This is a genomic window from Sphingomonas sp. NFX23, assembly GCF_049887795.1.
In the GTDB taxonomy this organism is placed as follows: Bacteria; Pseudomonadota; Alphaproteobacteria; order Sphingomonadales; family Sphingomonadaceae; genus Sphingomonas.
In genome coordinates, this window is sequence record NZ_JAGEKH010000003.1 from 197,547 (window position 1) to 224,399 (window position 26,853).

Consider the following 26,853-nt stretch of genomic DNA (forward strand, 5'->3'; position numbering starts at 1 on the left):
GGCATGACCGATACCGCCACCCCGCCTGCACCGACGCCGCCCGCCAAGGAGCGCCCTCGCCTCGCCTATCATCACACGCCTGCGGCCGAGGGCGTGACGGGACCGACGATCGTGTTCCTGTCAGGCTATGCATCCGACATGATGGGGACCAAGGCCGTGACGCTTGAGGCGTGGGCGAAGTCCGAGGGGCGCGCGTTCCTGCGGTTCGATTATGGTGGCTGCGGGCAGAGCGAAGGCGCGTTCGAGGATCAGACGCTGGTCGACTGGCGCGACGACGTGCTGGCGATGATCGATGCGCTGGTGGAGGATTCGGCGATCCTCGTCGGATCGTCGATGGGCGGCTGGCTGATGCTGCTGGCGGCCAAGATGCGGCCCGACCTGGTCAAGGGGCTGGTCGGGATCGCGCCGGCACCCGACTTCACCGACTGGGGCTTCACCACCGACGAAAAGATGGCGTTGCTGAGCAATGGCCGGATCGAGCGCAAGAACCCGTATGGCCCTGAGCCGACGGTCTATACGCGGCCGTTCTGGTCGTCGGGCGAGGCTAATCGGCTAATGTTCGGCGAGATCGCGTTCGATGGTCCGGTCCGGCTGGTCCAGGGGCAGCGCGATCCGGACGTGCCGTGGCATCGTACCGCGCGCCTTGCCGAGCTGTTGCGTTCAGCCGACGTGCAGACGTGGCTGGTCAAGGACGGCGACCACCGCCTGTCGCGCGATAGCGACATTTCCCTTATCATCCGGGCGGTCGAGGATGTGATCGCCGCCTTATGATCCTGATAATGTTGCTTGCCGCTGCGCAGGCCGCCGCCCCCAATGCCACCACCGGTCCCGTCGATGCGCAGGGCGATCGGTTCGCCCGGTGCGTCGCCCTGACACAGAGCGATCCCGCCGCTGCACGCGCCGAGGCGGGCCGCTGGCGGATCAGCGGGGGACGGTATTTCGCGCGGCAATGCGCCGGGCTCGCCTTCGCCGCCGAAAAGAATTGGCCGTCGGCAGCAGCCGAATTCGAGGAAGCGGCGCGGGAGGCTCAGATCGCGAAGGACACGCGCGCAGCCAATTATTGGGCACAGGCGGGCAATGCTTGGCTCGCCTCGGGGCAGCCCGCCAAGGCGCGTGTCGCGCTCGATTCGGCGCTTACCGCCGGGTCGCTGACCGGACTGCCGCTGGGTGAAGCGCAACTCGATCATGCGCGCGCGCTGGTCGCGGCGGGCGAGCTTGATGCGGCGCGGAGCGATCTCGATCTGGCGCTGACCACCGCCGGCGCCGACCCGCTCGCGTGGCTGTTGTCGGCGACGCTAGCCCGTCGGATGAGCAACATTCCGCGCGCCAAAGCAGATATCGCACAGGCGTTGAAGCGCTCGGCCGACGATGCGTCGGTTCAGTTGGAAGCGGGGAACATTGCGGCGTCGGCTGGCGACGAAGCGGCTGCGCGGGAGGCATGGGGAACGGCTGCGAAATTGTCGCCGACGAGCGATGTCGGACGCAACGCGGTCATGGCGCTCAAGCAGTTCGACGCTGCGAAATAATCTCGACGGTTGGGCCGGTCGTTCGCGACCGGCCCGGCATTCTGATCAGCGGCGGACCATCGTGCTGCGTGCGATCTTACTCACCAGATCGGGCAGACCGGGATAGCTCGCCTTGTGATACGGCGAGAGCGCGTCGAGTTCGGCGGTAATCCGCCGGTGAGCCTCGCCGAGTGCGTGGTAGGGTAGACCCGGCAACAGGTGATGCAGCGCGTGGTAGCGCAGACCCACAGGTGCCCAGAGCGCGGGCAGCAACGCCGGCGGCGGGACGTTGACCGTGTCGAGATACTGCGCGGTCACCGTCATCGGCTCGCCGTCATTCTCCCAAAGATGCGCGACCAGCGTGCGGACCTGGTTAAGCACCGCGAACGCCGATGCGACCGCGAAGATCGTCACGAACGCGCGCAGGGGCAAAACGCCGGTCACAGTGATCGCGATCAGCGTGATCGCCCACAGGCTCGCGGCGATCTCGAGCCGATCCCAATATACCTTCGCCTCGCCTTCGGGCGCGCGACGGCGGAACTGCGGGTTGATCGCAAGCGCCGAATAGCGCTCGACGATCATCGTCCGCAGCTTGGGCGACAGCAGCGAGATCGGCGACAGGATTGCGAACCGGATCAGCAGCGCGATCGGTGCGAGCGCCGACACGACGATGAACAGGGGCAGCGTCCACGGCTTCATGAGCGCGAGCGGCAAATATTCGGGATCCTCGACCGTGCCGTAGCGAGTCTTGGCGTGATGGAGGTTGTGGACGCCCTCGTACATGAAGGACGGGGTCAACAGCGGAATGCCGACCAGAACGTTCCAGCCGAGCCGGAAGTTCGGGACGGACGCATGCTTCATGTGGCTGACTTCGTGGATGAAGCTCAAACCACGGTAGAGCCCTAGCATCGCCACGATGCCGGCAACGATCACCACTGGCGTCGACGTCGAGGTGGCCGCCACTGCCAGTGCACCGTAGCCGACCACCATCGATGCGATCAGGTCGGCCCAGTAAATCGCCGGGCGCGGCTTCACCAGATCGCGCGTCAGGTCTGCGGCTGCACGCAGCATCGCCTTGTCGTCGGCAACGCGCTCCACCCCTCCGACAGGGGGCGAACCCGCGGGAGTGGAAGCTGGAGCGGCCGTGCCGCGAGCGAGGCTGAGCGATGTGTCCATGGGCATATCCATTGCCCGAAGATAGTGGCGGTACCGTGGCATTTACAGGCCGCACGGATGCCGCCGTGGCGGAGGAAACCCGATCACTCTGACAGGGTCTTGCGATGACGCACGTGTCACTCGCCTTTATTCGCTTCGCTGGGTAGACACGCGCAACTGCGTATTTGGGAACACGACATGGCCAAGCTCATCATTCGACCGGTCGAGACCAAGAAGGACCGCAAGATCTTCATCGATCTGCCGTTCCGTCTCTATGCCGACGATCCCAATTGGGTGCCGCCCTTGAAGTCGGAAGCGCTGGGACTTATCACGCCCGAGAAGAACGGCTGGTTCAGCCATGCCAAGGCGCAGTTGTTCCTTGCAGAAGAGGACGGTCGCGTGGTCGGGCGGATCTCGGCGCATATCGATACACTCGCGCTGACGATGCCGCCCGAGCAGGGGTTCGGGCCTGGTGTCGGCCAATGGGGGCTGATGGAAGCGGAGCGGCAGGACGTGTTCCAGGCGCTGCTGGAGCGCGCCGAAACGTGGCTGCGCGAGCAGGGCATGACGCGGGCGCTCGGGCCGATCAGCATGTCGATCTGGGAGGAGCCGGGCCTGCTGATCGACGGATACGACCATCCGCCGACGATCATGATGGGCCACGCCAAGCGCGAATATCGCGGCTGGATCGAATGGGCGCAGTACCGCCCGATCAAGCAGCTGATGACCTATGAGGTCGACGTTACCAAGCAGTTCCCGCCGATCGTCCAGCGCATCATCAAATCGGGCGAGAAGAACCCGCGGATCAGCGTGCGCAACGTCGACAAGGCCAAGTTCGAGGAGGAGGCGGCGATCATCCTGTCGATCCTCAACGACGCTTGGCGCGACAATTGGGGTTTCGTGCCGCTGACCCCGCCGGAGATCAAGGACGTCGGCGTGAAGCTGAAGCCGATCGTGTTCAACGACCTGATCCGGATCGCCGAGCTGGACGGCAGGCCGGTCGCGTTCATGATCACGCTGCCGGACCTCAACGAGGCCATCAAGCCGCTGAACGGCAGCCTGTTGCCGTTCGGTTGGGCGAAGCTGTTGTGGTGGCTGCGCAAACCCAAGGTGCGGACGGTGCGCGTGCCGCTGATGGGGGTGGTGAAGGAGTTGCAGGCGTCGCGCATGGCGAGCCAGCTGGCCTTCATGATGATCGAATATATCCGCCGTGCCTCGGTCGAGAATTACGGGGCGCAGCGGGCTGAAATCGGCTGGATTCTCGACGACAACCAAGGGATGCGGTCGATCGCCGAGACGATCGAGAGCCGGGTGAACAAGGTGTACCAGGTGTACGAGCGGGCGCTTTAGGGCAGGGCGGCGACATTCTTTCACCGAAAAACAGGGTGTTTCCCCGCGAAGGCGGGGATCCAGACTGGGCTCCCGCCTTCGCGGGAGAACAAGGAGGCTGGACCCGACGGTTGTTGCTGCCCCCTACTCCCGTTTCCCATTGCCGAACGGAAGCTTGAGGGTGACTGCAGCCCCCTGCCCGCTTGCGCCGGGTAGCTGCGTTCGGATCGCGTGGACATTCCCCTTGCCGCCACCCGGCAGCCGGAACGACAGCGGGTCACCCCGCGGCGGCTGGACCGGTTCGGGAAGCGTCGCCAGCCTTTGGTCGGGCGAACGTGCGCAGACGACGATTTCGCCATCGGGATCGATCTGGACCGGACACGGCATCGTCGGCTTAATAGTCCGCTTGCGCAATTCAGGTGGAAGCGGCGGCCCGGCTACCGCTTGGAGCAGGAGCAGGCCGGCCAGCATCTAGAAGCGCCGGGATATGCCGGCGTAGACCCGCGCATCCGGGGTGTTCCCGTTCAACCCCGCTGCGCCGAATAGGTCGAACTGGAGATTGTCGTTCGCCATCCATGCGAGCGACAGGGCCGCGACGGCTTGCGTCTCATGCTCCTGCGGATCGTCGTCGCGGAGCGCCTGCATTTCGCCGGTCAGCGTGAAGGCCTTGTCGAGTTTCACCGCAAGGCCAGCCGTCGAACTGTACGCGAGATGCCGGCCGTTGCCGTCCTGATCGACCGCCGCGTCGATCTCCGGCGTCAGGTCGAGCGAGACCGTGTCGGAGATTTCGTAGGTCACGGGAACGAGGAACCCTGCACCCCAATCACCCGCGCCGATCGACGAGCGGCCGACCGGCAGCGTCACGAACGGCAGCACCGATACCGACAAGCCGGCGCCGTCGGGATTGTGGAGGTTCGCCTTCATCCCAAGCGACACGTCACCGACCCCGTTGACCGAATCCACGCCGGTCGAATCACGCATCCGGTCGTGCCCGAACGGCGTCCAGCCGATCCGCGCCTCGATCGAGTCGCTGACGCCGACGCGAACCAGCGTGTCGCCGAACAGGATATTATCCTCGCGCGAGCCGGGCTGGTCGTCGCGCGTCCAGTCCGCGATCGACGTCTCGACCGAGATCTTGCCCGGCGCGATCGTGCAGGCCGGCGTGTCGATGCCAGGACGATCGGGGCAATATTCGCGGTCCTGCGCCATCGCCGCGCCGGACAGGCTCGCCAAGGCGATAACGAGAAGCAGGCGCCTCATCGCAGGCGGACCCAGGTCGGCGCGTGATCGCTGGCCTTTTCGCGCCCGCGATAGGCCTTGTCGACGCCGGCATCGATCATCCGGTCGGCGGCCTGCGGGCTCAGCAGCAGGTGATCGATCCGGAACCCGGCGTCGCGCTGCCAAGCACCCGCTTGGTAGTCCCAGAACGTCCAGACGCCGCCCTTGGGGAATTGCGTGCGGAGCGCGTCGGTCCAGCCCTGTGCGACGAGCGCGCGGTAATGCTCGCGGCTTTCGGGCTGCATGAGCGCGTCGTCCTGCATCGCGCGAACCGAGAAGGTATCGTCGTCGTTGGCGATAACGTTGTAGTCGCCGGCGAGGATGGCCGGCTTTTCCTCCGCGAGCAGGACGCGCGCGCGAGCCGCGAGGCGGTCCATCCAGCGGAGTTTATAGTCGAACTTCGGGCCGGGTTGCGGGTTGCCGTTGGGCAGATAGAGCGCGGCGACGATCAGGCCGTCGATCTCCGCCTCGATATAACGGCTGTGCTCGTCCTCTGGTTCGCCTTCGAGACCGCGCTGGCGGACGACGGGCGTGCCGCTCTTCGCGAGGATCGCGACGCCGTTCCAGGCCTTCTGGCCATGCCAGACCGCGCCGTAGCCGGCGGCCTCGATGTCGGCGATCGGGAAGGTGTCGTCGCTCGACTTGAGTTCCTGGAGACAGACGATGTCGGGCTGATCTTCGGTGAGATACTCGATCAGCCGCGGCAACCGCGCCTTGATGCCGTTGACGTTGTACGTGACGATTTTCATGGCAGTCTCAAACCGAGAAGCTGGAGCCGCAGCCGCAACCCGATGCGGCGTTGGGGTTCTCGACCTTGAATGCGGCACCGGCGAGCGACTCGACGTAGTCAACCGCGCAACCACGCACGAGATCGATGCTGACGCTGTCGACGACGAGCTTCACGCCATCATGCTCGGCGATCACGTCGTCGGACTCGACCGAATCGGCGAACCCGAACTTGTACTGAAACCCGGAACAGCCGCCGCCGTCGACCGAGAGACGCAGGATCGCCGGCTTCCCCTGCTTGACGGCGATCGCCGCGACGCGCGCCGCAGCGGAGGGGGTTAGGATGATGTCTTGAACCAGCGTTGCCATGCTGTGGAGATAGGAGGTTGCGGAACCTGCGGCAACCTTGGGTTGATCAGTCCTGCGCGGCGGGGCCACCGGTGGAGACCGGGATCGCGTTTACCGAGCGATCCTGTGCGGCGAGGAGGTAATCCGCGGTCGTCAGGAACGGCACCGGGTTGACCGCGTGGCCGTCGATGCGGACTTCATAGTGAAGGTGCGAGCCGGTCGAGCGGCCGGTGGAGCCCATCAGTGCGATCAGCTGGCCGCGAACGACGCGGGCGTTGTCGCCGACGAGGATCTTCGACAGATGGCCGTAGCGCGTCGCGATGCCCTTGCCGTGGCTGATCTCGACCATGTTGCCGTAGCCGCCCTGGCGACCGGCGTGCGCGATGATGCCGTCGGCGGTGGCGTAGATCGGCGTGCCGACCGGGCCGGGAATGTCGACGCCGGCATGCATCGCCGCGGTGCCGCGAAACGGATCGGAGCGAATGCCGAAATTGCTGGTGAACGAAAGTGAGTGGACCGGCTGAACCGACGGGATCGCGATCACACCCTGCTGCGTCGCGTCGAGCTTCTTCCAGGTCTGGAACAGCGTGCGGAACTGCGCATCGGCGCGGAGATCGGCGGTGGCTTCCTCAGTATTCGCGGCGATCATCGGACCACCGGTTGCAGCGACGTGGTGCGCTATTTTGGAAGCGACGACCTGAGCCTGGGCGGTCGTGCCGACCGTGGTCATCCCCATCATGGTTGCGGCGATCGCCAACCGGCGGAACGTGAACGACTTGGACACCATCGACACGGCCTTGAGGCGCGTCACGATGGCTGCTGCGGTAAATTCGACCATTGGTCCCCGACACAAAAATGCAGGGCCGTTCGCTTCAAGGCGGACGGCTCCGAAACTCTGTCCTGACTCGCAGCCCCTCCGCGCACCAGACACTCTGGGTTAGGCCGGATACCGCCGTTCCGGGCAATAGCCCCGCACGGTCGGCGCGGCGGAGCGGCAGGTTGATGCGGCGAGTTGATGCGAATTGGGACGATTGCGAGGGAACAGGAAGCCAACGACGACATCGGACGTGAAATGTCGGCGAATCTCCAAACGTTACTGCGGGCTGTTCAGAGCGCCTTGGCGGCGGCCAGAACCGCCTCGGCATGCCCCGCCACACGGACCTTGTGCCAAGCCTTGGCCAGCGTGCCGTCGGCGCCGAACAGGAACGTCGCGCGCTCGATGCCCATGTACTTGCGGCCGTACATCGCCTTCTCGACCCACACGCCGAAAGCCTCGCAGGCAACACCTTCGACATCGCTGGCAAGCTGGACCGCAAGTCCATGTTTTGCGGTGAATTTTGCGTGCGATGCGGCACTGTCTTTCGATACGCCGACGACGGTTACGCCCGCCGTTTCGAACGCGTCGGAAAGTGCAGAAAAGTCCTTCGCTTCAGTGGTACAACCGGCTGTGTCGTTCTTCGGATAGAAGTACACCACCAGCGGCGTGCCGAGGCTTGCCAGCGAAACCACCGCGTCATCGATCGTCACCGACACGTCAGGGATCTTCGATCCTTCATCCATCCTGCTCTCCCGTCACCTGTGCCCAGAACTGGCGGACCTCCTGCCGCCTCGTTTCGAGCGTGGCAACCACCGCCGGCCAGTCCGCCACCCCGATCGCGCGGGCGATGAGATCCTCCGTGGCATGCCCTGGCGGCGCGGCATCGGGTGCGACGAGCCGCAACGTCACGAGCAAACGCGTGAGGACGTCGTGCGCCGGTCGAAGTGACGGCGGGACCAGCCCTTCCCGGATCAACGCATCGATCGCGCAGCCTAGATTGGGATCGAAGCCGGCCTTGTTTACAAGCTGAACCACGTGGGTGGCGAATTCGAGATCGACGAGGCCACCGGGGAGCAGCTTGGCGTCGAGCGCGCCCTGGGGCGGCTTGTGCGCGGCCATGTCGTTGCGCATCGTCCGCGCGTCGGCGATCACGTCGCGCGCCGGTCGATCGCCTTCGAGCACGCCGCGGACGATCGCCGCCACAGCATCCCGAGCGTTGGCCGATCCGAACACCGGGCGGGCGCGAGTGAGCGCCATGTGCTCCCAGGTCCAGGCATCCTCGCGCTGGTAGCGGGCGAAGCTGTCGAGCGTGACGACCAGCGGCCCCTGCCCGCCCGATGGCCGCAACCGGGTGTCGATCTGGTACAGCGGGCCCGCGGCGGTCGCGACCGACAGCGCGCCGGTCAGCCTCTGTGCGAGACGATTGTAATAGAGCGTTGCGCCAAGCGGCTTCGGGCCGTCGGACTCGGCTGCGAAATCGCCCGTAAACAGATAGATGAGATCGAGATCGGACGCGTGGGTGAGCATCGCGCCGCCCATCCGACCTAGCGCCAGCACGACGAGTTCGCTCTCCGGCACGCGGCCATGGACCTTGGCGAATTCGTCGATCGTCGCGGTTGCAAGGACGCCGATTGCCGCCTCCGCGACGCGTGCATAGCCTGCCGCGACGTCGAGCGGATCGGACGCACCGGCGACAATCTGTGCCCCGAGCGCGAATCGCAGCTCGCCGACGACGCGCCGGACATGGTCGAGCCGGGACTGATAGTCGCCGCCCGCCTCGCCCGCGCGCATGATCGCTTCGAGCGCCGCGACATCGCCGACCCGCTCGAACGCCGTCGCATCGATCAGCCCGTCGAGCAGATCGGGGCGGCGGCCGAGATCGTCCGCGAGCGTGGGCGCATGGCTCAGGATGGCGGCAAGCAACGTTGCCAAGCCCGGACGCGCCTCCAACAAGCGGAAGATGTTGATCGCGCTAGGCAAGCGTTCGAGCAGCGCATCGAGCCGGAGCAGCGCCGCCTGCGGAACGGGCGCAGTCGCCAGCGCGGGGACGAGCGTGGGCAATACCGCCTCCAGTGCTTCACGCGCGGCCGGACTGCGCAGCGCAGGATAGGCGCCCCCTCGCCATGCCTCGATCCGCCGACGTGCCGACTCGGGCTCATCGAAGCCCGCTTCGGCTAGGTCGGCTTCCAGCGTTACAGCGTCATGCGAGAATGCGGGGCGGACGGTGTCGTCGAGCGCGTCGTAGATCCGGCCGGTCGCCGTGACACGCGGTTCGAGCAGAGCCAACAGGGCGCCCGAATCGTCCAGCCCGTGCAGTTTCGCCACGCGGTCGAGCGCGTCGCCGGTCGGCAAGGCGTGCGTCTGGCGATCGTCGATCATCTGGACGCGGTGCTCGATCGTTCGGAGCAGCGTGTAGCCGTCGATCAACGCAGTCGATTCATCCGTGCCGATCCAGCCTGCTTCGGCCAGCCGGGATAGAGCATCGCGGGTGGCGGGCGCACGCAGGGCGGGATCGCGACCGCCGTGGATCAGCTGGCGGATCTGCGCGAAGAACTCGGCCTCACGGATGCCGCCGCGCCCACGCTTGAGATCATAGCCGGGGCCGAATGCCTGGCCTTGCGAATGATGATCGCGGATCCGGGCGGAAATACCGCGGATTTCGCCGATCGCGCCGAAATCGAGCGCGCGACGCCAGACGAACGGACGGATCGCGTCGAGAAATCGCTGGCCTAGCGCGATGTCCCCTGCCGCCGCACGTGCGCGAATGAAGGCAGCACGCTCCCATGGCAGCGCCTGCGCCTCGTAATAGCCGATCGCTGCATCGACCGGCAGCGCGATCGGCGTGATCTCGGGCGAGGGTCGCAGGCGGAGGTCCACGCGCAGGACGTAACCGTCGCCATCGCGCGCCTGGAGCAGTTCGACGACGCGCTTGCCAATCCGGACCGCCGCCTCTTCCGGTTCCTCGCGCGGACGTCGGGGCAGCGTCGCCGGGTCGAACAACAGGATCGGATCGATGTCCGACGAGTAGTTGAGTTCGCTGCTGCCCTGCTTGCCCAGTGCGATCGCGACGAAGCCGCGTGGTTCGGCGCCGGGGGTCCGCTCCTCGATCGCGGTGCGGATTGCGGTGTCGAGCGCATAGTCGGCAAAGCGGGTCAGCGCGCCGGTCACTGCGGTAAGGTCGAGAACGCCTGCCAGATCGCCGATCGCGACGTTAAGCGCCATTGCGCGCCGTTCGATCCGTAGGCGACGCGCGACCGGCATGTCGGCTTCGGCACTCGACAAGGAGAGGTCCAGCTTTCCGGCTGCCAGCGATCGCGCCAAGTCCGGCTCACGGTTGAGGACCATCGCCAGGAATGGGGACCAAAGTCTTGCGCGGTCCAGCGCGGCGTTTATCGCCAGTTCAGGTGAGACTAAAGCCATGCGACATCGCTATAATCCGCTGCCGACGCGTGTCACGACAAAGCAACGAAAACGCTATTGGCCCGTTGTAGCGAACATGACTTACGCATTCCTCACGATCAGGCGCGAAGAGAACGGCCAACAGGTCGTGCGCCGCCCCCGCGCGACCGACGTGATCGGTCACGCGCTGCGTGGCGCGTTCGACGACACGCACTCGGTACCCGATGATATGATGATGATGTTGCGCCGTCTGGACGCCATGCCGCATCGCCTCAATTGAGCAATGCGGCATTCGTTAGTTGGGTTTAGCGACCGCGGCTTAGTTCTTCGACATCGCCCATGATCGAATCAAGTGCGGTCTTGCTCGTGTCCGTCTCATGATCGCGTCGCGATGGTAGCGAACCATCGGTGAGGATCGTTTCGAGGGCAACGCGACCACGCGCAACGCGGCTTTTGATAGTCCCGACGGCTACGCTGCAAATTTCCGCGGCTTCTTCATACGCGAAGCCACCCGCGCCCACAAGGATCAACGCCTCGCGCTGCGGCTGAGGCAAATGCATCAACGCGCGCTGCATGTCACCTAGCTCGACGTGACGGTCCTGGCTAGCAGGAGCGGCCAGGATGCGGTCGGCGACCAGATCATCCCACTCGCCCTTGAAGCGCGCCCGGCGCATCTGTGACAGATACAGATTGCGAAGAATGATGAACGTCCACGCGCGCATGTTCGTCCCAGCCTGGAACCGAAGACGGGCGGCCCATGCCTTGAGCAGCGTTTCCTGTACGAGATCGTCGGCGAGATCGCGGCTACCCGACAACGAGCGACCGAATGCGCGCAAATGCGGGATCACCTGGGCAAGCTGAACCTTGAACTCGGCATCCGACAAGGAAACATGCTCAACCGGCTCGACAACGTTCTCGATTTCGTCATCCACGGGCGAAGCAGGCTGGGTCATGGTAATCCGATCAATCCCGATAAAACACTGCCGTACACGGACGACAGACATAGGCACAGGCCGCGGGAAATACCAGCGACCCGTTCATAATGCAGCTCAGCGCAGGATTATAAAGCCAAAGATAACAATGACCAAGACCAGGGAGATCGCCAGGATGTACCGGGTCATGTGCGGCGTGGCGCCAGCCCGTGCATCCTCGGTATCGATATGAATTGGTTCGTTCGGATCAGCCATAATCACCAAACTCACGAAAAACGTTTTGGGTCCGTAACCGTCTTGCGGTCACGAACCCGATACGCGCCGCCGCCTTCAGGCGGTCGGGACGGTCGCCTGGTCGAAGAACAGTGCCTGGCTGATCGCGGCCTTCACGGTCGACCGCTGGAACGGCTTGGTGATCAGGAACGTCGGCTCGGGACGCTCACCGGTCAGCAAACGCTCGGGGAACGCGGTGATGAAGATCACCGGGACCTCGAATTCGGCCAGGATGTCCTTGACCGCGTCGATGCCCGAGCTGTCGTCGGCGAGCTGGATGTCCGCAAGAACGAGACCGGGACGCGTTTCCATCGCCAGCGCGACGGCTTCGTCACGCGTGACCGCAACGCCAGTGACGTCGTGGCCGAGATCGCGGACGATCGTCTCGATATCCATGGCGATGATCGGCTCGTCCTCGATGATGAGAACCTTGGCGCGAGTCTGGTTTTCGATCTCGGACAACGCATCCGCAACCAGATCGTCGACCTCGCTGGTGTCGACCTCGATCAGATACGCAGCGTCCTCAGGCGTGAAACCTTCCATCGCGGTCAGCAGCAGTGCCTGACGCGACAGCGGAGTCATCCGGGCGAGACGGGCACGAGCAACGGCTTCGTGACCCTCCGCATCGCCGACGCTCTCGTCACCAACCTCGTCGAAGTTCGCCGAGTTCCAGATCGCCTGGAACATCCGGTACAGACCAAGACGGGGATCGACGTCGCGGGGAAATTCTTCGGGTGCGGCGACGATCGCCTCGAGCGTGGCGCGCACGTATTTGTCGCCGTGCATCTGGCTGCCGGTCAGGGCCCGGCCATAGCGCCGCAAAAATGGAAGGTGCGGTGCAAGTTGCTGTCCAAGAGACATGGGTAACGAATACTCCCTGATCCTACGCGGCCCCTCATGTGTCGGGTGGCTCGCGTCATTGCAATGGTGTCGGTCGAAAATGCCCCGTGTCCACGCCATCGCCGCCAGGTATCGGCCGCGATCGAGCGGAGATGCGTATTTTTCGCTCGGGTGTGGAACCATCCAGACGCTATTTGGTTTCACGAACATCTTTCGCGAGTATGTAGTCCGGTGCCCATGGGCGCAGTTTTGCTCGTCATCACATATTGGTTTGCGTCGTGCAGGGGGAAATTTTGAGTTTGGGCCACGACACGGAGAAGACAGTGCCTGCAACGAAGCCCGCCAAGGTCCCTGATAAGGACCAACAAATGGGTTCGGCGCTGCGTTCGGTGTATCAGAAGACCGTGGACGAGACGATCCCGGACGACCTTCTCGAACTCCTCGGCAAGCTGGACTGACGGTGGGCCGCGAGCCCATAGCGACCGCTTCAGATACGACCTCCCCGGAGCCAGCGCCGCTAGATAAACGCCGCTTGTTGTCTGCGATGGGCAGTTTGCCTACCGGCGCCAAACTTTTCCTGATTATCAGCGCGGCTCTTCTGCCGCTGGCCCTGATCGCCGTGTTTGCCACGTTGCAGACGACGCGACTGGCCGACGCGGAGGCGCGTGCTCGGTTGCGCGTGACGGCGGACGAAAGCGCGCGCGCCATCGCGATCGAACTCGTCGGCGACATGACCGCGCTTCGGGTTGCGGTGAACGCGCTGGGGACCGATCCTGCCGATGCCCCGAGTTGCGCGCGCGCTCAGGGCGTGTTCGCCCAGCAGTCGTCGGCTGGTACGCGCTTCATCATCACCGACCGCGCCGGCCATGTCCTGTGCGGCGTTCCGCTGCCCAACCCGGTGACCGTGCGGCAGGACAACATGCCCGTCGCCGCAGCGATCGTTCCCGACAACGGACTCATCCTCGCGATTTCCGGCCCTAGCGGCGACACATCCGCCCGCGCCTTCTTCCCACGCGCGTTCCTGGAGAAGATCGGACGTCCCTCGACTCGAGCGTCGGCATTCAGCAGCGCGATCGTACTCGACGAGGACGCGCTTCACCTCGAGACGATCGCCGACGAGCGCCCGCTCGATCGCATGGAGACGATGCGGACCGAACTCGGTGTCGCCGGGCTCGCCCTGCGGACGAGCATTCGCAGTGCGCCTGTGACGTCGTCGCTGATCGTGGCGATGCTGTTGCCGCTGCTGATGTGGATCGCCGCGGCGAGCATAGCGTGGTTCGTGGTCGACCGGCTTCTGATCCGCCCGCTCCGTCGCCTGCGCGGGGCGGTGGCCGCCTTCACACCCGGCGAGGAACTCGACTTCGGCACCGTCCACACGTTGCCCGCACAGGAAATTCGCGAACTGGGAGAAACTTTCCAGTCGATCAGCCGGACGGTTGCGCTGCACGAGGCCGGCCTTGCCGAAGGACTCGTGCGCCAGACCAAGCTTACGCGCGAGGTGCACCACCGGGTGAAGAACAACCTTCAGGTCATCTCCAGCCTGATCAACTTTCACGCCCGCAGCGCCCCCAGCCCCGACGCCACCGCCGCCTATTCGTCGATCCAGCGCCGCGTCGATGCGCTGGCCGTGGTTCACCGCAATCACTTCGCCGAGCTCGAGGAAAACCGGGGCCTGAACCTGCGGACGATGATCGGCGAGCTTTCCGCCAATATCCGCGCGACCGCGTCGGATCGCTCGCACGGCCTGGGCATCACGCTCGATATCGATCCGTATCTGGTCAACCAGGACGTCGCGGTCGCGCTGGCATTCCTGGTGACGGAGACGATCGAACTGGCGATGAGCTGCGATCCGGCGGCTCAGATCAGGATCGTGGTGAAGCCGGCCGACAAGCTTGCCGACAAACCCGACCGGGCTGTTGTCCGCGTTGTTTCGCGTGCGCTGGTCGAGAGCGATGCGTTCCGAGAGGCCCTGTCGCGCTATGGTCGCGTGATGGAAGGCCTGTCCCGCCAGTTGCGGTCGCCTCTCCACCACGATCCACTGGTTGGCGCGTACGAGATTGCCTTCGCTATTACAGGGCGCGACTAAGTCCGCCTCCAATCGTCTGATCGAAATCAAACGACGCATTTAATTGAATAGATTCGAAGAAAAGCGGGAACCGACCATCGCCCTTGCCGTTCTACACTTCGGATAGCGACTTTATGCCCCCCCGCTCTCGCTATCCAGAACACAGGCCCGGTAGCACACCCTCCCCCCCTGGTGATGCTGCCGGGCCTTTATTCCGAAAATTGCCTTTTCATGCCGGGCGTTGGTTCCAGCGGCGGAACGAATGGCGCCCCCGAACATTCCCCCTCCCGTGGCATTCAAGCCCTTCTAGGAGGAAGTATCATGCGTAAGTTGGTTGGACTGGCGATTGTAGCCAGCGCTTTGATGGTGTCGGCATGCAACACGGTCGAGGGCGCAGGCAAGGACGTGGCTTCGGCGGGCAAGACCGTCGCGAAGACCGCGGACAACGCCAAGTAAGCCTTTGCGCTTATGATAATGAAACGGGGCCCGGTGCACATGCACCGGGCCCCGTTTTCGTATTAGCACTGCTATTTGTCTAAGCGCCGTGGCTCGGGTCAGCTCTCGACGATGTCGGTGGACTCACCTTCGACCGCCTTGGCCTTCGCCCGGCTACGCTCGGTGAACCAGATACCGATCAGCGCCAGTTCGTACAGGATCACCAGCGGGATCGCGAGCAGCAGCTGCGAGCCGATATCCGGCGGCGTCAGCACCGCCGCAATCGCGAACGCCGCGACGATCGCATAGCGCCGCGCGCCGATCAGTTGCTTGCGCGTGACGATCCCTGCCCGCTCCAACAGCATCAGCAGGACCGGCAACAGGAACGAGATGCCGAAGCCGAACAGGAACTGCATCGTGAACGAGAGGTAGTTGCCGATCGCCGGCAGCGCTTCGCGATGGATCCCGCCGACCATCCCGTCGAAGCCGAGCAGGAAGTGCAGCGCCATCGGGATCGCGACGTAATAGGCCATCGCGGCACCCGTCAGGAACAGCACGGGCGTCGCGAGGATAAACGGCAGCAGCGCGCCGCGTTCCTTCTTGTACAGGCCGGGCGCGACGAACTGCCACACCTGGTTCGCGATCACGGGGAACGACAGCATCATCGCGGCGAAGAACGCGACCTTGATCTGGACGAAAAACGCTTCGAAAATCTCGGTATAGATAACCTTGTTCTGGCCTGCTGCGAGCAGCGGGTGAACCAGAAAGCCGAAGATGTTCTCGGCGAAATACATCGCCACTGCGAACGTCACGACCAGCGCGGCGATGCAGTAAAGCAGCCGGCGCCGCAGCTCGATCAGATGGTCGAGCAAAGGCGCCCGGCTTTCGTCGATCTCGCTCATGTCTGGCTTTCGGCGTTATGAAGGGTAGTCGCGGGCGCTGCGTTCACGATGACGCCACGTCGGACTTGCCGGTCTTGTCGTCGGGATGGGGCGCGGTCGCGGCCGGCGTATCCAGCGGTCCGTCGAACAGGTCCGGACCGCGATCCGCCAATGGCTTATGCTCTTGCTCGGACGGTACCGGCGAAGAGTGCCCGGACGCGGCAGTCACTACCGGCTTCTCGACCATTACCGGCTCGTCGGTATGATCGACGGACCGATAGTCACGGCGATGCTCCTCCGTCTCCGGCGAGTGCACCACCTGCGTGGTATCGGCCGTCGAGTCCGTGCCCGTCTGCGGATGCTCGCGCATGATGCGTTCGTTTTCCGACGCCCAGCGCTTTTCCATCTCTTCGAGTTCTGCCTCGCGAACCATCGAATCGAAGCCCGAGCGGAACTGCCGCGCGACGCCGCGCGCCTTGCCGACCCAATAGCCGACCACACGCATCGCCTTGGGCAGATCCTTGGGACCGATCACGACAAGCGCGACGAAGGCCACGAGCAGAAACTCGGAGGGCGCGATATCGAACATTCAGCCGCGCCTATCTAGGGTCGTCAACTCTGCCGGCTTCAGGCAGGACGGTCGTCGCGGACGCGATTGCCGTCGCGATCGAACGCGGGATCGGCAGTCTTCTGCGCTTCGATCCGGGCCGATGGCTTGGCCGGCGTCTCGTCGTCGTTCTCGGACATGCCCTTCTTGAAGTTCTTCACGCCCTTGGCGACGTCGCCCATCAGGTTCGAGAATCGGCCACCGCCGAGAAGGAGGATCGCGACGACCGCGAGAACAAGCAAGTGAATCGGGCTAAAACCGCCCATGGCAATTCTCCTGGAAACTGAACCCTATCTAAGCCTCATCCCGCCGCTTTGCCAGCCACCTCGCCATCTTCCCGATCGTCTTCGCCATCTTCGAGACGATCGAACGCCAGATCGACCGGATCGAGCAGCCCGGCGGCGCGCAAATCGTCGATTCCGGGCAGGTCGCGGCGGCTCTGCAGCCCGAAATGGACGAGGAACGCAGGGGACGTCGCGAACATCAGCGGGCGGCCCGGCACTTCGCGCCGCCCAGCCGGCTTCACCCAGCCCGCTTCCATCAGGACGTCGAGCGTCCCCTTCGAGATCTGCACCCCGCGAATCGCCTCGATTTCCGCGCGGGTCACGGGCTCGTGGTAGGCGATGATCGCCAGCGTCTCGATCCCTGCGCGGCTGAGCTTGCGCGGTTCCTCGCGGTCGCGGCGGAGCATGTGCGCCATGTCCGGTGCGGTCTGGAACTGCCAGCGCTCGCCGCGTCGGACGATGGCGATACCACGGCCGGCATAGTCGGCCGTCAGCTGATCGAGCGCCGCGCGGACGTCACCGCTGCCGACATGCGCGCGAACCGCGTCGAGCGTCAGCGGAGTCTCGGCCGCGAACAGCACCGCCTCGACGGCGCGCGTGAGGTCATCGGGCGGGGTCACGCGCGGGCTCTCAGATACAGCGGCGCGAAGGGTGACGCCTGGCGCAGTTCGATCCTGCCCTGCCGTGCGAGTTCGAGCGCTGCGACGAAGCTCGATGCCAGCGCCGACCGCCGGAGACCGTCGCCGGCTTCGGGGAGGAAGCTTTCGATCACGCTCCAGTCGATCCGTTCGCCGACTAGCATCGACACGCGCTCAAGCGCCGCCTCCAGTGTCATCACCTCGCGGTCGGCAACCACATGCATGACCGGACGAGTCCGCGCGGAAATGCGACCGTACGCGGCGATCAGGTCGAAGATCTCGGCCTGCCATGCGGCCTTACGCACCGTCCGCAGACCCTCGGGCGCGCCGCGCAGGAACACGTCGCGCCCGGTCCGGTCGCGCGCCATCAACCGCGCGCCGGCCTCGCGCATAGCGCTCAGGCGTTCAAGCCTTAGTTGCAGTCGCAGCGCGAGTTCCTCCGGGTCGGGCTCGGCGAGGGGGTCGCGTGGGAGGAGCAACGCCGATTTCAGATAGGCGAGCCATGCTGCCATCACGAGATAGTCGGCGGCGAGTTCCAGCTTCAGCGCGCGCGCGGAGTCGACGTACGCCAGATACTGCTCGACCAGCGCGAGGATCGAGATCTTTCGCAGATCGACTTTCTGCCCGCGTGCGAGCGAGAGCAGCAGATCGAGCGGGCCCTCCCATCCGTCGAGATCCAGGGTCAGTTGCGCATCGTTCATCGCCGGACGCTACAGCGCACGCTGCCGGGCATCCACCCTCCACGTTTGACGACCGACCATACGGACCGTAAACGTTTCATATGGTCAGGGTGAACGTGAGGCTTGAGTGGGTATCGTGAAGATCGACGACGCGCTGCACGAGGATGCACGGCGGGCAAGCCAGGTACTGTGCCGGTCGATCAATGCGCAGGCGGAGTTCTGGATGAAGATCGGCATGCTCGCCGAGGCCAACCCGACTCTGTCGTTCAACGATATCGTCACCGCGCAACTCGCCGCTGCGTCGGTCCGCGTTGCCGACAAAACGGCAGCCTGAGATGGTGAAGACGCCGGCAGAACTGGCGCTGATGCGCGTATCGGGTGCGTTGCTGGCGTCGGTGTTCGAGATGCTTGACGAGCAGGAGTTGGCGGGGCTGTCGACGTTGCAGGTCAACGACATGGTCGATCGCTACATCACCGACGACCTCGCCGCCCGGCCCGCGAGCAAGGGGCAATATGGCTTCGAATATGTCCTGAACAGCTCGATCAATCACGTCGTCTGTCACGGCGTGCCGAACCTACGCGACGTCATCCGTGACGGCGACATCGTCAATCTGGACATCACGCTGGAGAAGAACGGCTTCATCGCCGATTCGAGCAAGACGTATATGGTGGGCACCGTTCCGCCCGCCGCGAAGCGCCTCGTGCGGGTCGCACAGGAGGCGATGTGGCAGGGCATTCGGCAGGTCCGGGCGGGCGCGCATCTTGGCGATATCGGCTTCGCGATCGAGCGGCACGCGAAGAAGCACGGCTATGCGGTGGTGCGCGACTATTGCGGGCACGGCATCGGCCGCGAGATGCACGAGGAGCCGCAGGTGCTCAATTTCGGGCGCGCCGGGACCGGCATGACGCTGCGCGAGGGAATGGTGTTCACGATCGAGCCGATGATCAACCAGGGGACGCGCAAGGTGTCGACCGAGGATGACGGTTGGACCGTAGTGACCGACGACGGCAAGCTTTCGGCGCAGTTCGAACATACGGTGGCGGTGACGCGCGACGGGGTCGAGGTGCTGACTTTGCGGGGGGACGAGCGGGCTCGGGGGTTGGGGTGATCGCGGGGTTCGCAACCGTTCAACCCATTCCGTTCGTGCTGAGCAGACTCATTAGAGCTGTACCGAAGGTGCGTGTCGAAGCCCGGGATCCACGCGCCAACCTGTCCTTCGATACGCCGCTTCGACAAGCTCAGCAGCTACTCAGCACGAACGGGATGTCCCTTCACCAACACCACCCCGGCGCAGGCCGGGGCCCAATTGGAGGACGGTGGTAACGGAGGATCGCGCCCCGTTACCGCGACCTCTCCAATTGGACCCCGGCCTTCGCCGGGGAGGTGCGAGAAAAGACGCGCGCTACTCGTACCAAATCAGGTCATGCGCGCGCCAACAGCGCATCGCGCGTTGCGGTCAGTTCCGCGAAATCACCCTTGGCCGCGCCGACCGACTTCATTGCCCGATCGAGCCTCGCGCGCGACGCTTCCGAGATTTCGCCAAGCCGCCCGGCGATCTCGACCATCTCGTCCATGCGCGCCCAGCAATCGAGCACCAGATCGCACCCGGCGGCGATCGCGCCCGCCGCCTTGTCGCCGGCGGTGCCCGACAGCGCCTTCATGTCGATGTCGTCGGTCATCAGCAGGCCGTCGAAGCCTATCCGTCGACGGATGATCTCGTCGATCACGATCGGCGAGAGCGTCGCGGGGCGGTCGGCATCCCAGGCGTCGAAGACTATGTGCGAGGTCATGCCCATCGGCGCCTGGTTGAGCGTGCGGAACGGTTCGAGGTCGATCTCGAGGTCGGCGTCGGTCGCAGTGACGGTCGGGAGGTGATGGTGCGTGTCGACCTTCGCGCGGCCGTGGCCGGGCATGTGCTTGACGACACCGACCACGCCGCCTTCGGCCAGCCCTTCGAGCGTTGCGCGCCCGAGGGCTGCGACGCGCATGGGGTCGGAGCCGAACGTCCGCGAGGCGACGGCTTCGGTGGTGTCCGACTGCGACACGTCGAGCAGCGGCAGGCAGTCGACGGTGATCCCGACCTCGCTGAGCATCACGCCGAGCGCCTGCGCGTTGGCACGTGCCGCGTGGATCGCGGTCATTGGCGCGCGTTCATAGGCTGCATCGAACACCGGGCCTGCCGGGAATTCGGGCCATTCGGGCGGCCCCATCCGAGCCACACGCCCGCCCTCCTGATCGATCAGGATCGCCAGATCCTGGCGTCCAGCCAGCGCGCGGAGCGAGTCCGTCAGCGCGCGCACCTGCGCCCGGTCGACGATGTTGCGCTTGAACAGGATGTAGCCGGCCGGCTCGCATTCGGCGAAGAATGCGCGCTCGGCGGGGGTGATTACGGGGCCGGACAGGCCGAAGATGACGGGCTTCATGCGTTCTTCCTAGCGAAACCGGCGTGCGCGATCATCCGTCAATAATCCTTCGACACGCGGACGTTGGCGCTCTGGCGGCCGAGCGTGGAGATGCTCGACAGCAATGACAGCCAGCGGGTAACCTGGAACTCGACCTGCGTGGCGGAATAGCCCTGCCCGTCGGTGACGATCTCCGCATACAGCCGCCGCGTGACGTATTTGCCCGCCGCGATCGAGGTGCCCTGCCCGGTCTGCGGATCGGCGGGGAGGATGCGGAGGCGATCGAGTCCGGCGGCGCGGCGCACCGCGTTGATCGGGTTGAGACCGCTGCCGCCGCCCTGCAATGCCGCGACCGCCGCGGCCAACTGGAGAGCCTCGGGCGCGGACAGGTTGGTGATCGAGGTGCCGAACAACAGCCGCGAGAGGAGCTCGTCCTCGGGCAGCGCTGGCGTGCTGGTAAAGCCGATCTCGGGCTTCAACGCGTAGCCGGTGACGCGGATCGATGCGCTCAGGCCCGTCGAGTCCGCATTCGCCTCGATATCCAAAGCGGGGTTCGCCGGGACCTGACCGTCGAAGCGTATGATGCCCCGCGCCAACTCGAACTGCCGCCCCGCGAACTCGTAGTCGCCGCGGATCAGCGTGGCGCGGCCGGTGATCGCAGGGTTCTCGGGCTGGCCGGCGATCTGGAGGTTGGCCGACCATTCACTGGTGAGGCCGAGGCCGCTGACCATCACCTGGTTCGGCGCGCGGGCCTTGATCGCCAGCGTCCAGGGCTTGGTCGGGGTAGCGACTTCCTCGCCGCCGTCGGGCAGGTTGATTTCGCGGATGTTGAGCTGGGGCACCGCGCTGGCCGCGGTGGCCTGGCCGAGGCGATAGCGGCTCTTGTCGAGCACGACGTCGCCGGCGATCGTGCCGCCCGAGCCGTTCGACTTGAACGTCAGCAGCCCCGTCACGGTCGCGCCGATGTCGTCGCGGTTGATCATCACCGCCTTGTCGGCCTGTAGCGCGAGGTCGAGGCCGATCCCGGCGGCGGCGGCGAATTCGAACTGACCGGTGCCGGTGACGCGGCCGCCCTTGCCCGCGTCCGCGCCGAACCGGTCTATCACGAGCCGCGAGCCACCGAAGCGCCCGGTCGCCTGGACGTTGGTGAGGACGGTGCCGGTGGTCGCGCTCTCGATCCGCGCGCCGTTGGCCTGGACGACGCCGCGCAGGGTCGGGTTGGCAAGCGTGCCGACGACGTCCGCGCCGATCGCGACCGGGCCGGACAGGTCGAACAGCTCGACCCCGGTGAGGCGCCAGAGCGTGTCGGCCGGGCCGCTGTACCGCAGTTGTCCGAACAGGCGGGCGTTGCTGATTCGGGAGGCCAAGTCCCCCTGCCCCAGCGGCGCGAGTTGGACCTGGGCGCGGCCGATGGTCTTGCCGGCCGATGCGATGACGGCGCGCAGGCCGAGTTTGTCGGGGGAGAGCACCGCCGCGATGCCGACGTCGATCGGGCGCGACGAGAGGACGAGGCCGGCGCGGCTGAGCCCGCGGATCGTCACGTTCGCCTTGCCGGTCGGGGCTGCACCATTTGCGGTCGCGATCGTGAAGCTGCCCGACGCGCTGCCGCTGAGACCGAGGCCAGGATAAGCGATGTCGAGGATCGCGAGCGGCATGCGCGTCAGGCTGGCGTCGATCGCGGTGCTGGCGGCAGTGAAGCGGCCGCCGACCTGGGCCTCGCCGCCCGAGAAGCTGAGCTTGGTCGGCGCGAGGTGCCAGCCATCGTCTTCCTGGGTCAAAACCGCCGGCGTGAGCAGTTTCAGCGGGCGGCCGTCGAGCGTGCCTTGCGCGGAGATCGCGTAGCTCGTGGCGGTCACCTGCGTGACGCTCTGGATATCGAACGCCCGGCCGCGGGAGCCGGCGATCGATGCCTTGATCGTGCCGACGCCGCCGCGCAGCGACGCGGACCCGTTGAACCGCGCGAGGCTGAACGTGCCGCGGCGCAGGCCGAGGCCGGTCGCGGTCGCCTCGATCGAGGTGCCGGCGGGATCGAGCAACGTGACGAAATCGAGCTTGCCCTGGCGCAGCGCGATGCCGTCGAGCGTCGCGGCCTTTGCGGCGAGATGCCCTTCGACGCGCTGGATCTGGCCGACCGGGCGGAACAGGAGTTCGCCCGAAATGCCGCCGCCGGCAACCGCGAGCGCGCCGTTGAAGCCGCCATCGACGACCGCGATGTTCCCGCTCGCCTTGGTGCCGGCTACGTTCAGCGCGGCGATGGTGATCGTCGCACCGGCGCCCGGCGGCAACAGGATCGCGCCGTTGGTGGTGAACGGCCCGAGCCGCGATCCGCCCGCTGCGGTGAACGCGAAACCCTGCGGCGTCGGATCGAGATGCGCGCGGACGTTCGACAGCCCGAGCGTCGCGTTCGGGCTGGCGAAGACGAGATCGAGCGTCGGCTTCTCGATCTGGCCGTCGAGTTTCAGCGTCACCGGGCCGTAAGTCTGCTGGCGTCCGCCGCCCTCGAAATGGAAGGTCCCGTCGCGCCGCCGATAGCCGTTGCCGGTCAGCCGGATTTGCGGCGCGGTCAGCACGAGGTTGGTGAAGTGCATCACCCCGTCGGTGGTGCGTTCGAGGTTGGTGGTGATCCGCGGCAGTCCGCCCGCGAGGCTGCGGAAGAACGCGTTGTCGAGCCGCACAATCTGCGCGCTGCCCTGACCGATCACGCGCGTGCCGTGGCGGTTCGGGCCGGGGACGACACGTAAGGTCGATTTCACGTCAACGATGCCGAGACCGGGTATCAGATAGCGGCCGAGCCCGCCGTTGATGCCGACCTCGAACTGGCCGTTGCGCAGGTCGACCGCGAGATTGATGCTGCCGGTGAGTTTGTCCGAGCGGAGCTTGAGCGCGTCGCCGGTGAGCAGCGTCGGCGTCACGCGGAGCAGTCCGTCGACCGACAGGTTGCGCAGGATCCCGCCCGCGACGGTGCCAACGCCAGTCACACGCGCGGCGGTGAAGCGGATTGGGACGGTTACGGGTGCCGCGGACAGGCGGCCCTTGCCGGCGGCGTGCGCGTTCTCGAACCCGGTCTGGTCGAACGCGAAGCGGCTGGCATCGAGGCGGTAGTCGAACGCGGCGGTCGCGAACGGGCCGTCGAGGATCGCGCGAAGCTCGACCATGTTGCCGGTCATGTTGTTGAACAGCGCGGGGGGTCGGAGCAGTCGTGCCTTGATCCGCACGTCGCGGTAGGCGTTGGCGGCGAGATCGATGATGCCGGTCGTGTCGACGGCCAGCGCGGGCGTGCGCAGCGAGAGCTGGCCGTCGAGGCGGCGGTTGGCGAACCCGGCGCTGCCGTTGACGAGGATGCGCGGTGCGGTCAGCCGTTGCAGCCGGCCCTTCAGCAGCGACGACGGCGCGAGCGTGCCCGACAGCGTGTAGCGGCCGGCGACCTGCGCGAGCGCGAGATCGACGACTCGCGTCGTGCCGACGATGCCGTTCGCGCGGCCGTTCCACTTCGCCCAGCTGCCGTCGCCGGTGACCGCGACCGCGACCGCGACCGGGCCCTTCGCCTTGACCATCCGCGCGAGCACGCCGCCCGCAGCCCCCTTTGCGGCGACGTCGAGGTCGAAGCGGTCGCGGGCGGGCTCGGCGTCGATCCGGAGCTTCAGGTCGTCGCTGCCGGCAACGCGGGCCTTGAGGTCGACGAGTGCGCGGCCGGAGCGGATGTCCGCGCGGCCTTCGAGCGTCCCAATCCGCTCGGTCCCGAGCACGCGCTTGGCCAGCGTGAGGCGGCCGACCGAAAGCTTGCCGATATGGATGTCGAAGTCGGGCAGGATCGGGCCGCGCGTCTTCGACGGGCGCGTGCGCGGGGTATGCGTCAGGATCGCGCGATCGACGATCAGCCGGCGGATACTCAGGCGGTTCGAGAACCAATCGAACGGCGACCAGTCGAGCGTGACGTCGGGCGCCTGGAAGACCAACCCTTCGAGATCGTACACGCGGAGATCGGTCAGGCGGGTGTCGCCGTACAGCGAGCCGTCGATCCGACCGACCGTGAAGCGCAGTCCGTTCGCGGTCTTGATCGCCGCGATGCGGTCCGCGACGAAACGGTGGCCGACATCGGTGTCGACGATCAGCAACGCCGCTCCGACGATCGCGAGAAGCCCCAGGACCGCGCCGACGATCCAGCGCCACCAGGCTATCCGACGCTTCGGTGCGGGAAGGTCCTCGGTCAAAACGCCTGCCCCAGCGAGACGTAGACGGCGATGCGGCTGTCGCCGGGCTGCGGGTTGATCGGTGTGCCGACGTCGAGCCGAATCGGGCCGAAGTTCGAATAATAGCGAACGCCGATCCCCGTGCCGTATTGCAGCCCGGTGAACTTCGGCAGCGGCGAAGTGTAGATATTGCCCGCGTCGAGGAACGGCACGATGCCGAAGCTGCCCAGAACGCGGACGCGCGCCTCGATCGAGAATTCGGTGAGGCTGCGGCCGCCGATCGGGTCGTTGTTGGGATCGCGCGGGCCGATCGACTGGTAGCCATAGCCGCGCACCGACGCGCCGCCGCCGGCGTAGAAGCGGCGTGACGGCGCGACCTGATCGCGTGGGGCGCCGACGATGGTGCCGAGCCTGGTGCGCGCGGCGAGGACAACGCGGTCACCGAATGGTTGGTACACGCTGCCGTCAAACTGGGTGCGGGCATAACCGAATACCGAGCCTTGCAGCGACACTTCGGGGCTGATCCGGCCGCCGAGGCGGAAGCCCTTGGTCGGGTTGAGCAGATCGTCCGAGCCGTCGTAATTGAGGCTGGTCGGCAGCGCACCGATGAAGAAGGTGCGGCGCCGTGGAGCGCCGGTCGAGAGGATCACATCCTGCTCGTCCGACGCGAGCAGTTCGGCACCGACGGACCATGTCCAGGTCTTCTGGAAGAAGATGTTGGTCTGGCGCTCCAGCGTACCCGCGAGCGAATAGGTCTTCGCGTCGTAGGCGTCGCGGTTGGTATGCGCGGCGGACGCCTGAAGCGTCAGCACACGGTCGCGCGCCTTGAAGTTGTTGCGGCGGAAGACGACCGAGCCGAGCTGTTCCTGCGTTCCCAGAACCCCGCGCAGCGTCAGCGCGCCTTCGGGCGGGAACAGGTTGCGGTGCGTCCAGCTGAGTTCCGCCCGCGCGCCTTCGCCGGTGCCGTAGCCGAGTTCGCCCGCGACGGTGTGCGGCGGCGCGCGATCAAGCTTTACGGCAATGTCGACGGTATCGGGTGTCGCGCCTTGCACCGGTTTAAGATCGACCGCGGAGACGAGGCTAGTCTGGATCAGCGCGCGGCGGAGGTCGTCGAGCTTGGCGGCATCGTACAGGTCGCCGGGCGAGAAGCGCGCGATCTCTGCGACATGGTCCGCGCCGAACACCCGATTGCCGGGTAGCGCGACGACCTGTCCGAACTTGCGCGCACCGCCGGGTTGGACAGACAGGTCGAGCGTCGCGGTGCGGGTGGCGTGGTCGACGACGATGGCCGGATCGCCGACCTTGGCGAACGGAAAGCCCTCGCGCCCGATCTGCGTCGTCAGCTTGGCCTGCCCCGCAACGATCGCATCGGAATTGACCGGGTCTTCGGGCTTGATCCCGAACGCAGTCGTCAGCCCCGGTGCCTTGTCGCCTGCCGCGGCGATGCCATCGATCGTCACGCCCTTGAACTTGTAGAGCGTGCCGGGGGTGGCCGAGAGCACGACCATCGGCTTGGCACCCGGCTCGACGCGCGTGACGACGTTGGCGTCATAATAGCCTTCCGCGCGGAGCAGGCTGTTGAGCAGGTCGGCATCTTCGCGGGCGCGGCGATCGAGTTGCGCGGCGTTGGCGGCCTGGTGGTCGTTCGCGTCGAGCGTCGATAGCTGCGCGAACCGCTGTCGCAGCAGCGCGTCGTTGACCCCGTCTATGCCGTCGATCCGCCAGGCGTAGCGGCTCTCCGCATTGGCATCGACCGCGGCGACGGTGGCGGCCGGGTCCATTGGCGACGTCGCGAGATCGGGCCAGGCGACGCCGATGTCGGGGAGCGGGGCGAGCGGCGAATTGGGGTCGAGCGACATCGGTGTGTCGGCGGTCGAGCTTGCTTGCGTTTGCGCCGGCACGGGCGCGGTTTGTGCTCCTGCGGCACGTATGCCCGCGCAAGGTAGGGCACCCGCTGTCGTCAGAACGAAAAAGGCGGCGGCCGGCCCGGCTCGCCCGACGCGGAACACCATGTCCGGCTCCTAGCCGGGCTTGTCGTTGCGGAACAGTATCTAACGCCGTATTTCCG

At 65.9% G+C, this 26,853-nt stretch carries 27 protein-coding genes and 1 pseudogene; 9 read left to right on the forward strand and 19 right to left on the reverse strand.

Annotated features, from left to right (window positions below):
* The first annotated feature begins 3 nt into the window (after positions 1 to 3).
* Together J4O76_RS08565 and J4O76_RS08570 are read left to right on the forward strand one after the other, a co-directional pair.
* Positions 4 to 771, forward strand: coding sequence for an alpha/beta hydrolase family protein (locus J4O76_RS08565; RefSeq protein WP_426281324.1), 768 nt, complete (start codon positions 4 to 6; stop codon positions 769 to 771).
* Positions 768 to 1,526, forward strand: a complete 759-nt coding sequence (locus tag J4O76_RS08570) for a hypothetical protein (RefSeq protein WP_426281325.1) — start codon at positions 768 to 770, stop codon at positions 1,524 to 1,526. Before J4O76_RS08565 ends, J4O76_RS08570 begins: the two co-directional genes overlap by 4 nt.
* A 45-nt stretch (positions 1,527 to 1,571) precedes the next feature.
* Here J4O76_RS08570 and J4O76_RS08575 read toward each other — a convergent pair whose 3' ends face one another.
* Complete coding sequence (locus J4O76_RS08575; RefSeq protein WP_426281841.1) at positions 1,572 to 2,681, reverse strand: fatty acid desaturase family protein; 1,110 nt, start codon at positions 2,679 to 2,681, stop codon at positions 1,572 to 1,574.
* Between the two features lie 177 nt (positions 2,682 to 2,858).
* Between J4O76_RS08575 and J4O76_RS08580 the strand changes: the two genes are divergently transcribed.
* The gene (locus J4O76_RS08580) at positions 2,859 to 4,010 is read left to right on the forward strand and encodes an N-acetyltransferase (protein ID WP_426281326.1); all 1,152 of its coding nucleotides are present in this window, start codon (positions 2,859 to 2,861) and stop codon (positions 4,008 to 4,010) included.
* Positions 4,011 to 4,133: 123 nt separating this feature from the next.
* Here J4O76_RS08580 and J4O76_RS08585 read toward each other — a convergent pair whose 3' ends face one another.
* The 7 genes and pseudogenes from J4O76_RS08585 to J4O76_RS08615 all read right to left on the reverse strand — a co-directional run bounded on the left by J4O76_RS08585 (position 4,134) and on the right by J4O76_RS08615 (position 10,578).
* Positions 4,134 to 4,460, reverse strand: a complete 327-nt coding sequence (locus tag J4O76_RS08585; protein ID WP_426281327.1) for a hypothetical protein — start codon at positions 4,458 to 4,460, stop codon at positions 4,134 to 4,136.
* On the reverse strand, positions 4,461 to 5,249 hold the full coding sequence (locus tag J4O76_RS08590; protein WP_426281328.1) for a transporter: 789 nt from the start codon (positions 5,247 to 5,249) through the stop codon (positions 4,461 to 4,463).
* Positions 5,246 to 6,016 (reverse strand): exodeoxyribonuclease III, encoded by a 771-nt coding sequence (xth, locus tag J4O76_RS08595; RefSeq protein WP_056057510.1) that lies wholly within the window; start codon positions 6,014 to 6,016, stop codon positions 5,246 to 5,248. Before xth ends, J4O76_RS08590 begins: the two co-directional genes overlap by 4 nt.
* 7 nt (positions 6,017 to 6,023) lie before the next feature.
* Positions 6,024 to 6,362 carry an iron-sulfur cluster insertion protein ErpA gene (gene erpA / locus J4O76_RS08600; RefSeq protein ID WP_056057508.1) on the reverse strand — a complete coding sequence of 113 codons (339 nt, stop codon included), beginning with the start codon at positions 6,360 to 6,362 and terminating at the stop codon, positions 6,024 to 6,026.
* 46 nt (positions 6,363 to 6,408) lie between these two features.
* Positions 6,409 to 7,005 (reverse strand): annotated as a pseudogene (locus J4O76_RS08605) (M23 family metallopeptidase); the annotation flags it as partial.
* A 443-nt stretch (positions 7,006 to 7,448) separates the two neighbouring features.
* Positions 7,449 to 7,901: a peroxiredoxin gene (locus tag J4O76_RS08610; protein WP_426281329.1), complete on the reverse strand. Its 453-nt coding sequence runs from the start codon at positions 7,899 to 7,901 to the stop codon at positions 7,449 to 7,451.
* The gene (locus J4O76_RS08615; protein ID WP_426281330.1) at positions 7,894 to 10,578 is read right to left on the reverse strand and encodes a bifunctional [glutamine synthetase] adenylyltransferase/[glutamine synthetase]-adenylyl-L-tyrosine phosphorylase; all 2,685 of its coding nucleotides are present in this window, start codon (positions 10,576 to 10,578) and stop codon (positions 7,894 to 7,896) included. Before J4O76_RS08615 ends, J4O76_RS08610 begins: the two co-directional genes overlap by 8 nt.
* A gap of 76 nt (positions 10,579 to 10,654) precedes the next feature.
* Here J4O76_RS08615 and J4O76_RS08620 point away from each other — a divergent pair, with 76 nt between their 5' ends.
* Entirely contained in the window at positions 10,655 to 10,837 is a 183-nt protein-coding gene (locus J4O76_RS08620; RefSeq protein WP_056057498.1) for a hypothetical protein, read from the forward strand.
* 25 nt (positions 10,838 to 10,862) lie between these two features.
* Here the strand turns inward: J4O76_RS08620 and J4O76_RS08625 are convergent, their stop codons facing one another.
* The 3 genes from J4O76_RS08625 to J4O76_RS08635 form a co-directional block, all read right to left on the reverse strand.
* The gene (locus J4O76_RS08625) at positions 10,863 to 11,510 is read right to left on the reverse strand and encodes a sigma-70 family RNA polymerase sigma factor (RefSeq protein WP_056489136.1); all 648 of its coding nucleotides are present in this window, start codon (positions 11,508 to 11,510) and stop codon (positions 10,863 to 10,865) included.
* A 96-nt stretch (positions 11,511 to 11,606) separates the two neighbouring features.
* Positions 11,607 to 11,744 carry a hypothetical protein gene (locus J4O76_RS08630; protein WP_162236661.1) on the reverse strand — a complete coding sequence of 46 codons (138 nt, stop codon included), beginning with the start codon at positions 11,742 to 11,744 and terminating at the stop codon, positions 11,607 to 11,609.
* Positions 11,745 to 11,819: 75 nt separating this feature from the next.
* Positions 11,820 to 12,623: a response regulator gene (locus J4O76_RS08635; RefSeq protein ID WP_353464037.1), complete on the reverse strand. Its 804-nt coding sequence runs from the start codon at positions 12,621 to 12,623 to the stop codon at positions 11,820 to 11,822.
* A 347-nt stretch (positions 12,624 to 12,970) separates the two neighbouring features.
* Between J4O76_RS08635 and J4O76_RS08640 the strand changes: the two genes are divergently transcribed.
* From J4O76_RS08640 to J4O76_RS08650, 3 genes are all read left to right on the forward strand, one after another.
* A complete protein-coding gene (locus J4O76_RS08640; RefSeq protein WP_162236688.1) occupies positions 12,971 to 13,060 on the forward strand; it encodes a NepR family anti-sigma factor in 90 nt (29 codons plus the stop codon).
* A gap of 86 nt (positions 13,061 to 13,146) precedes the next feature.
* Positions 13,147 to 14,688 carry a sensor histidine kinase gene (locus J4O76_RS08645; RefSeq protein ID WP_107953733.1) on the forward strand — a complete coding sequence of 514 codons (1,542 nt, stop codon included), beginning with the start codon at positions 13,147 to 13,149 and terminating at the stop codon, positions 14,686 to 14,688.
* Positions 14,689 to 14,988: 300 nt separating this feature from the next.
* On the forward strand, positions 14,989 to 15,123 hold the full coding sequence (locus tag J4O76_RS08650) for an entericidin A/B family lipoprotein (protein WP_056055798.1): 135 nt from the start codon (positions 14,989 to 14,991) through the stop codon (positions 15,121 to 15,123).
* Between the two features lie 98 nt (positions 15,124 to 15,221).
* On the opposite strand, the gene tatC is transcribed toward J4O76_RS08650, so the two are convergent.
* Genes tatC through J4O76_RS08675 form a run of 5 tightly spaced genes read right to left on the reverse strand, consistent with a single transcriptional unit; the run spans position 15,222 to position 18,213 of the window.
* On the reverse strand, positions 15,222 to 16,004 hold the full coding sequence (tatC, locus tag J4O76_RS08655) for a twin-arginine translocase subunit TatC (protein WP_107953731.1): 783 nt from the start codon (positions 16,002 to 16,004) through the stop codon (positions 15,222 to 15,224).
* Positions 16,005 to 16,047: 43 nt separating this feature from the next.
* Positions 16,048 to 16,572 carry a Sec-independent protein translocase protein TatB gene (gene tatB / locus J4O76_RS08660; protein ID WP_426281331.1) on the reverse strand — a complete coding sequence of 175 codons (525 nt, stop codon included), beginning with the start codon at positions 16,570 to 16,572 and terminating at the stop codon, positions 16,048 to 16,050.
* 38 nt (positions 16,573 to 16,610) lie between these two features.
* Positions 16,611 to 16,856 (reverse strand): Sec-independent protein translocase subunit TatA, encoded by a 246-nt coding sequence (locus J4O76_RS08665; protein ID WP_056055794.1) that lies wholly within the window; start codon positions 16,854 to 16,856, stop codon positions 16,611 to 16,613.
* Positions 16,857 to 16,891: 35 nt separating this feature from the next.
* Complete coding sequence (scpB, locus tag J4O76_RS08670) at positions 16,892 to 17,494, reverse strand: SMC-Scp complex subunit ScpB (protein WP_426281332.1); 603 nt, start codon at positions 17,492 to 17,494, stop codon at positions 16,892 to 16,894.
* A complete protein-coding gene (locus J4O76_RS08675; protein WP_426281333.1) occupies positions 17,491 to 18,213 on the reverse strand; it encodes a segregation and condensation protein A in 723 nt (240 codons plus the stop codon). Before J4O76_RS08675 ends, scpB begins: the two co-directional genes overlap by 4 nt.
* A gap of 106 nt (positions 18,214 to 18,319) precedes the next feature.
* Here J4O76_RS08675 and J4O76_RS08680 point away from each other — a divergent pair, with 106 nt between their 5' ends.
* Positions 18,320 to 18,526, forward strand: coding sequence for a ParD-like family protein (locus tag J4O76_RS08680; protein ID WP_056055789.1), 207 nt, complete (start codon positions 18,320 to 18,322; stop codon positions 18,524 to 18,526).
* Between the two features lies 1 nt (position 18,527).
* A complete protein-coding gene (map, locus tag J4O76_RS08685; RefSeq protein WP_426281334.1) occupies positions 18,528 to 19,301 on the forward strand; it encodes a type I methionyl aminopeptidase in 774 nt (257 codons plus the stop codon).
* 313 nt (positions 19,302 to 19,614) lie between these two features.
* Here the strand turns inward: map and J4O76_RS08690 are convergent, their stop codons facing one another.
* From J4O76_RS08690 to J4O76_RS08700, 3 genes are read right to left on the reverse strand one after another with little or no spacing between them, the layout of a single operon-like run.
* A complete protein-coding gene (locus tag J4O76_RS08690) occupies positions 19,615 to 20,616 on the reverse strand; it encodes a glycoside hydrolase family 3 N-terminal domain-containing protein (protein WP_426281335.1) in 1,002 nt (333 codons plus the stop codon).
* Between the two features lie 38 nt (positions 20,617 to 20,654).
* The gene (locus J4O76_RS08695) at positions 20,655 to 24,806 is read right to left on the reverse strand and encodes a translocation/assembly module TamB domain-containing protein (protein ID WP_426281336.1); all 4,152 of its coding nucleotides are present in this window, start codon (positions 24,804 to 24,806) and stop codon (positions 20,655 to 20,657) included.
* Entirely contained in the window at positions 24,803 to 26,797 is a 1,995-nt protein-coding gene (locus J4O76_RS08700) for an autotransporter assembly complex protein TamA (protein ID WP_426281337.1), read from the reverse strand. The genes J4O76_RS08695 and J4O76_RS08700 overlap by 4 nt, the downstream gene beginning before the upstream one ends.
* Positions 26,798 to 26,853: the final 56 nt, after the last annotated feature.

Excerpts from the sequence above, each read along its gene's own strand:
- J4O76_RS08620 (WP_056057498.1), top strand. The coding sequence starts at position 10,655 with ATGACTTACGCATTCCTCACGATCAGGCGCGAAGAGAACGGCCAACAG.
- J4O76_RS08585 (WP_426281327.1), bottom strand. The coding sequence starts at position 4,460 with ATGCTGGCCGGCCTGCTCCTGCTCCAAGCGGTAGCCGGGCCGCCGCTT.
- J4O76_RS08690 (WP_426281335.1), bottom strand. The coding sequence starts at position 20,616 with ATGAAGCCCGTCATCTTCGGCCTGTCCGGCCCCGTAATCACCCCCGCC.
- erpA (WP_056057508.1), bottom strand. The coding sequence starts at position 6,362 with ATGGCAACGCTGGTTCAAGACATCATCCTAACCCCCTCCGCTGCGGCG.
- J4O76_RS08610 (WP_426281329.1), bottom strand. The coding sequence starts at position 7,901 with ATGGATGAAGGATCGAAGATCCCTGACGTGTCGGTGACGATCGATGAC.
- tatB (WP_426281331.1), bottom strand. The coding sequence starts at position 16,572 with ATGTTCGATATCGCGCCCTCCGAGTTTCTGCTCGTGGCCTTCGTCGCG.
- J4O76_RS08650 (WP_056055798.1), top strand. The coding sequence starts at position 14,989 with ATGCGTAAGTTGGTTGGACTGGCGATTGTAGCCAGCGCTTTGATGGTG.
- J4O76_RS08645 (WP_107953733.1), top strand. The coding sequence starts at position 13,147 with ATGGGCAGTTTGCCTACCGGCGCCAAACTTTTCCTGATTATCAGCGCG.
- J4O76_RS08570 (WP_426281325.1), top strand. The coding sequence starts at position 768 with ATGATCCTGATAATGTTGCTTGCCGCTGCGCAGGCCGCCGCCCCCAAT.
- J4O76_RS08665 (WP_056055794.1), bottom strand. The coding sequence starts at position 16,856 with ATGGGCGGTTTTAGCCCGATTCACTTGCTTGTTCTCGCGGTCGTCGCG.
- J4O76_RS08635 (WP_353464037.1), bottom strand. The coding sequence starts at position 12,623 with ATGTCTCTTGGACAGCAACTTGCACCGCACCTTCCATTTTTGCGGCGC.
- J4O76_RS08590 (WP_426281328.1), bottom strand. The coding sequence starts at position 5,249 with ATGAGGCGCCTGCTTCTCGTTATCGCCTTGGCGAGCCTGTCCGGCGCG.
- map (WP_426281334.1), top strand. The coding sequence starts at position 18,528 with ATGGTGAAGACGCCGGCAGAACTGGCGCTGATGCGCGTATCGGGTGCG.
- J4O76_RS08630 (WP_162236661.1), bottom strand. The coding sequence starts at position 11,744 with ATGGCTGATCCGAACGAACCAATTCATATCGATACCGAGGATGCACGG.
- J4O76_RS08575 (WP_426281841.1), bottom strand. The coding sequence starts at position 2,681 with ATGGACACATCGCTCAGCCTCGCTCGCGGCACGGCCGCTCCAGCTTCC.
- tatC (WP_107953731.1), bottom strand. The coding sequence starts at position 16,004 with ATGAGCGAGATCGACGAAAGCCGGGCGCCTTTGCTCGACCATCTGATC.
- J4O76_RS08580 (WP_426281326.1), top strand. The coding sequence starts at position 2,859 with ATGGCCAAGCTCATCATTCGACCGGTCGAGACCAAGAAGGACCGCAAG.
- J4O76_RS08675 (WP_426281333.1), bottom strand. The coding sequence starts at position 18,213 with ATGAACGATGCGCAACTGACCCTGGATCTCGACGGATGGGAGGGCCCG.
- J4O76_RS08625 (WP_056489136.1), bottom strand. The coding sequence starts at position 11,510 with ATGACCCAGCCTGCTTCGCCCGTGGATGACGAAATCGAGAACGTTGTC.
- J4O76_RS08700 (WP_426281337.1), bottom strand. The coding sequence starts at position 26,797 with ATGGTGTTCCGCGTCGGGCGAGCCGGGCCGGCCGCCGCCTTTTTCGTT.
- J4O76_RS08640 (WP_162236688.1), top strand. The coding sequence starts at position 12,971 with ATGGGTTCGGCGCTGCGTTCGGTGTATCAGAAGACCGTGGACGAGACG.
- J4O76_RS08565 (WP_426281324.1), top strand. The coding sequence starts at position 4 with ATGACCGATACCGCCACCCCGCCTGCACCGACGCCGCCCGCCAAGGAG.
- J4O76_RS08615 (WP_426281330.1), bottom strand. The coding sequence starts at position 10,578 with ATGGCTTTAGTCTCACCTGAACTGGCGATAAACGCCGCGCTGGACCGC.
- xth (WP_056057510.1), bottom strand. The coding sequence starts at position 6,016 with ATGAAAATCGTCACGTACAACGTCAACGGCATCAAGGCGCGGTTGCCG.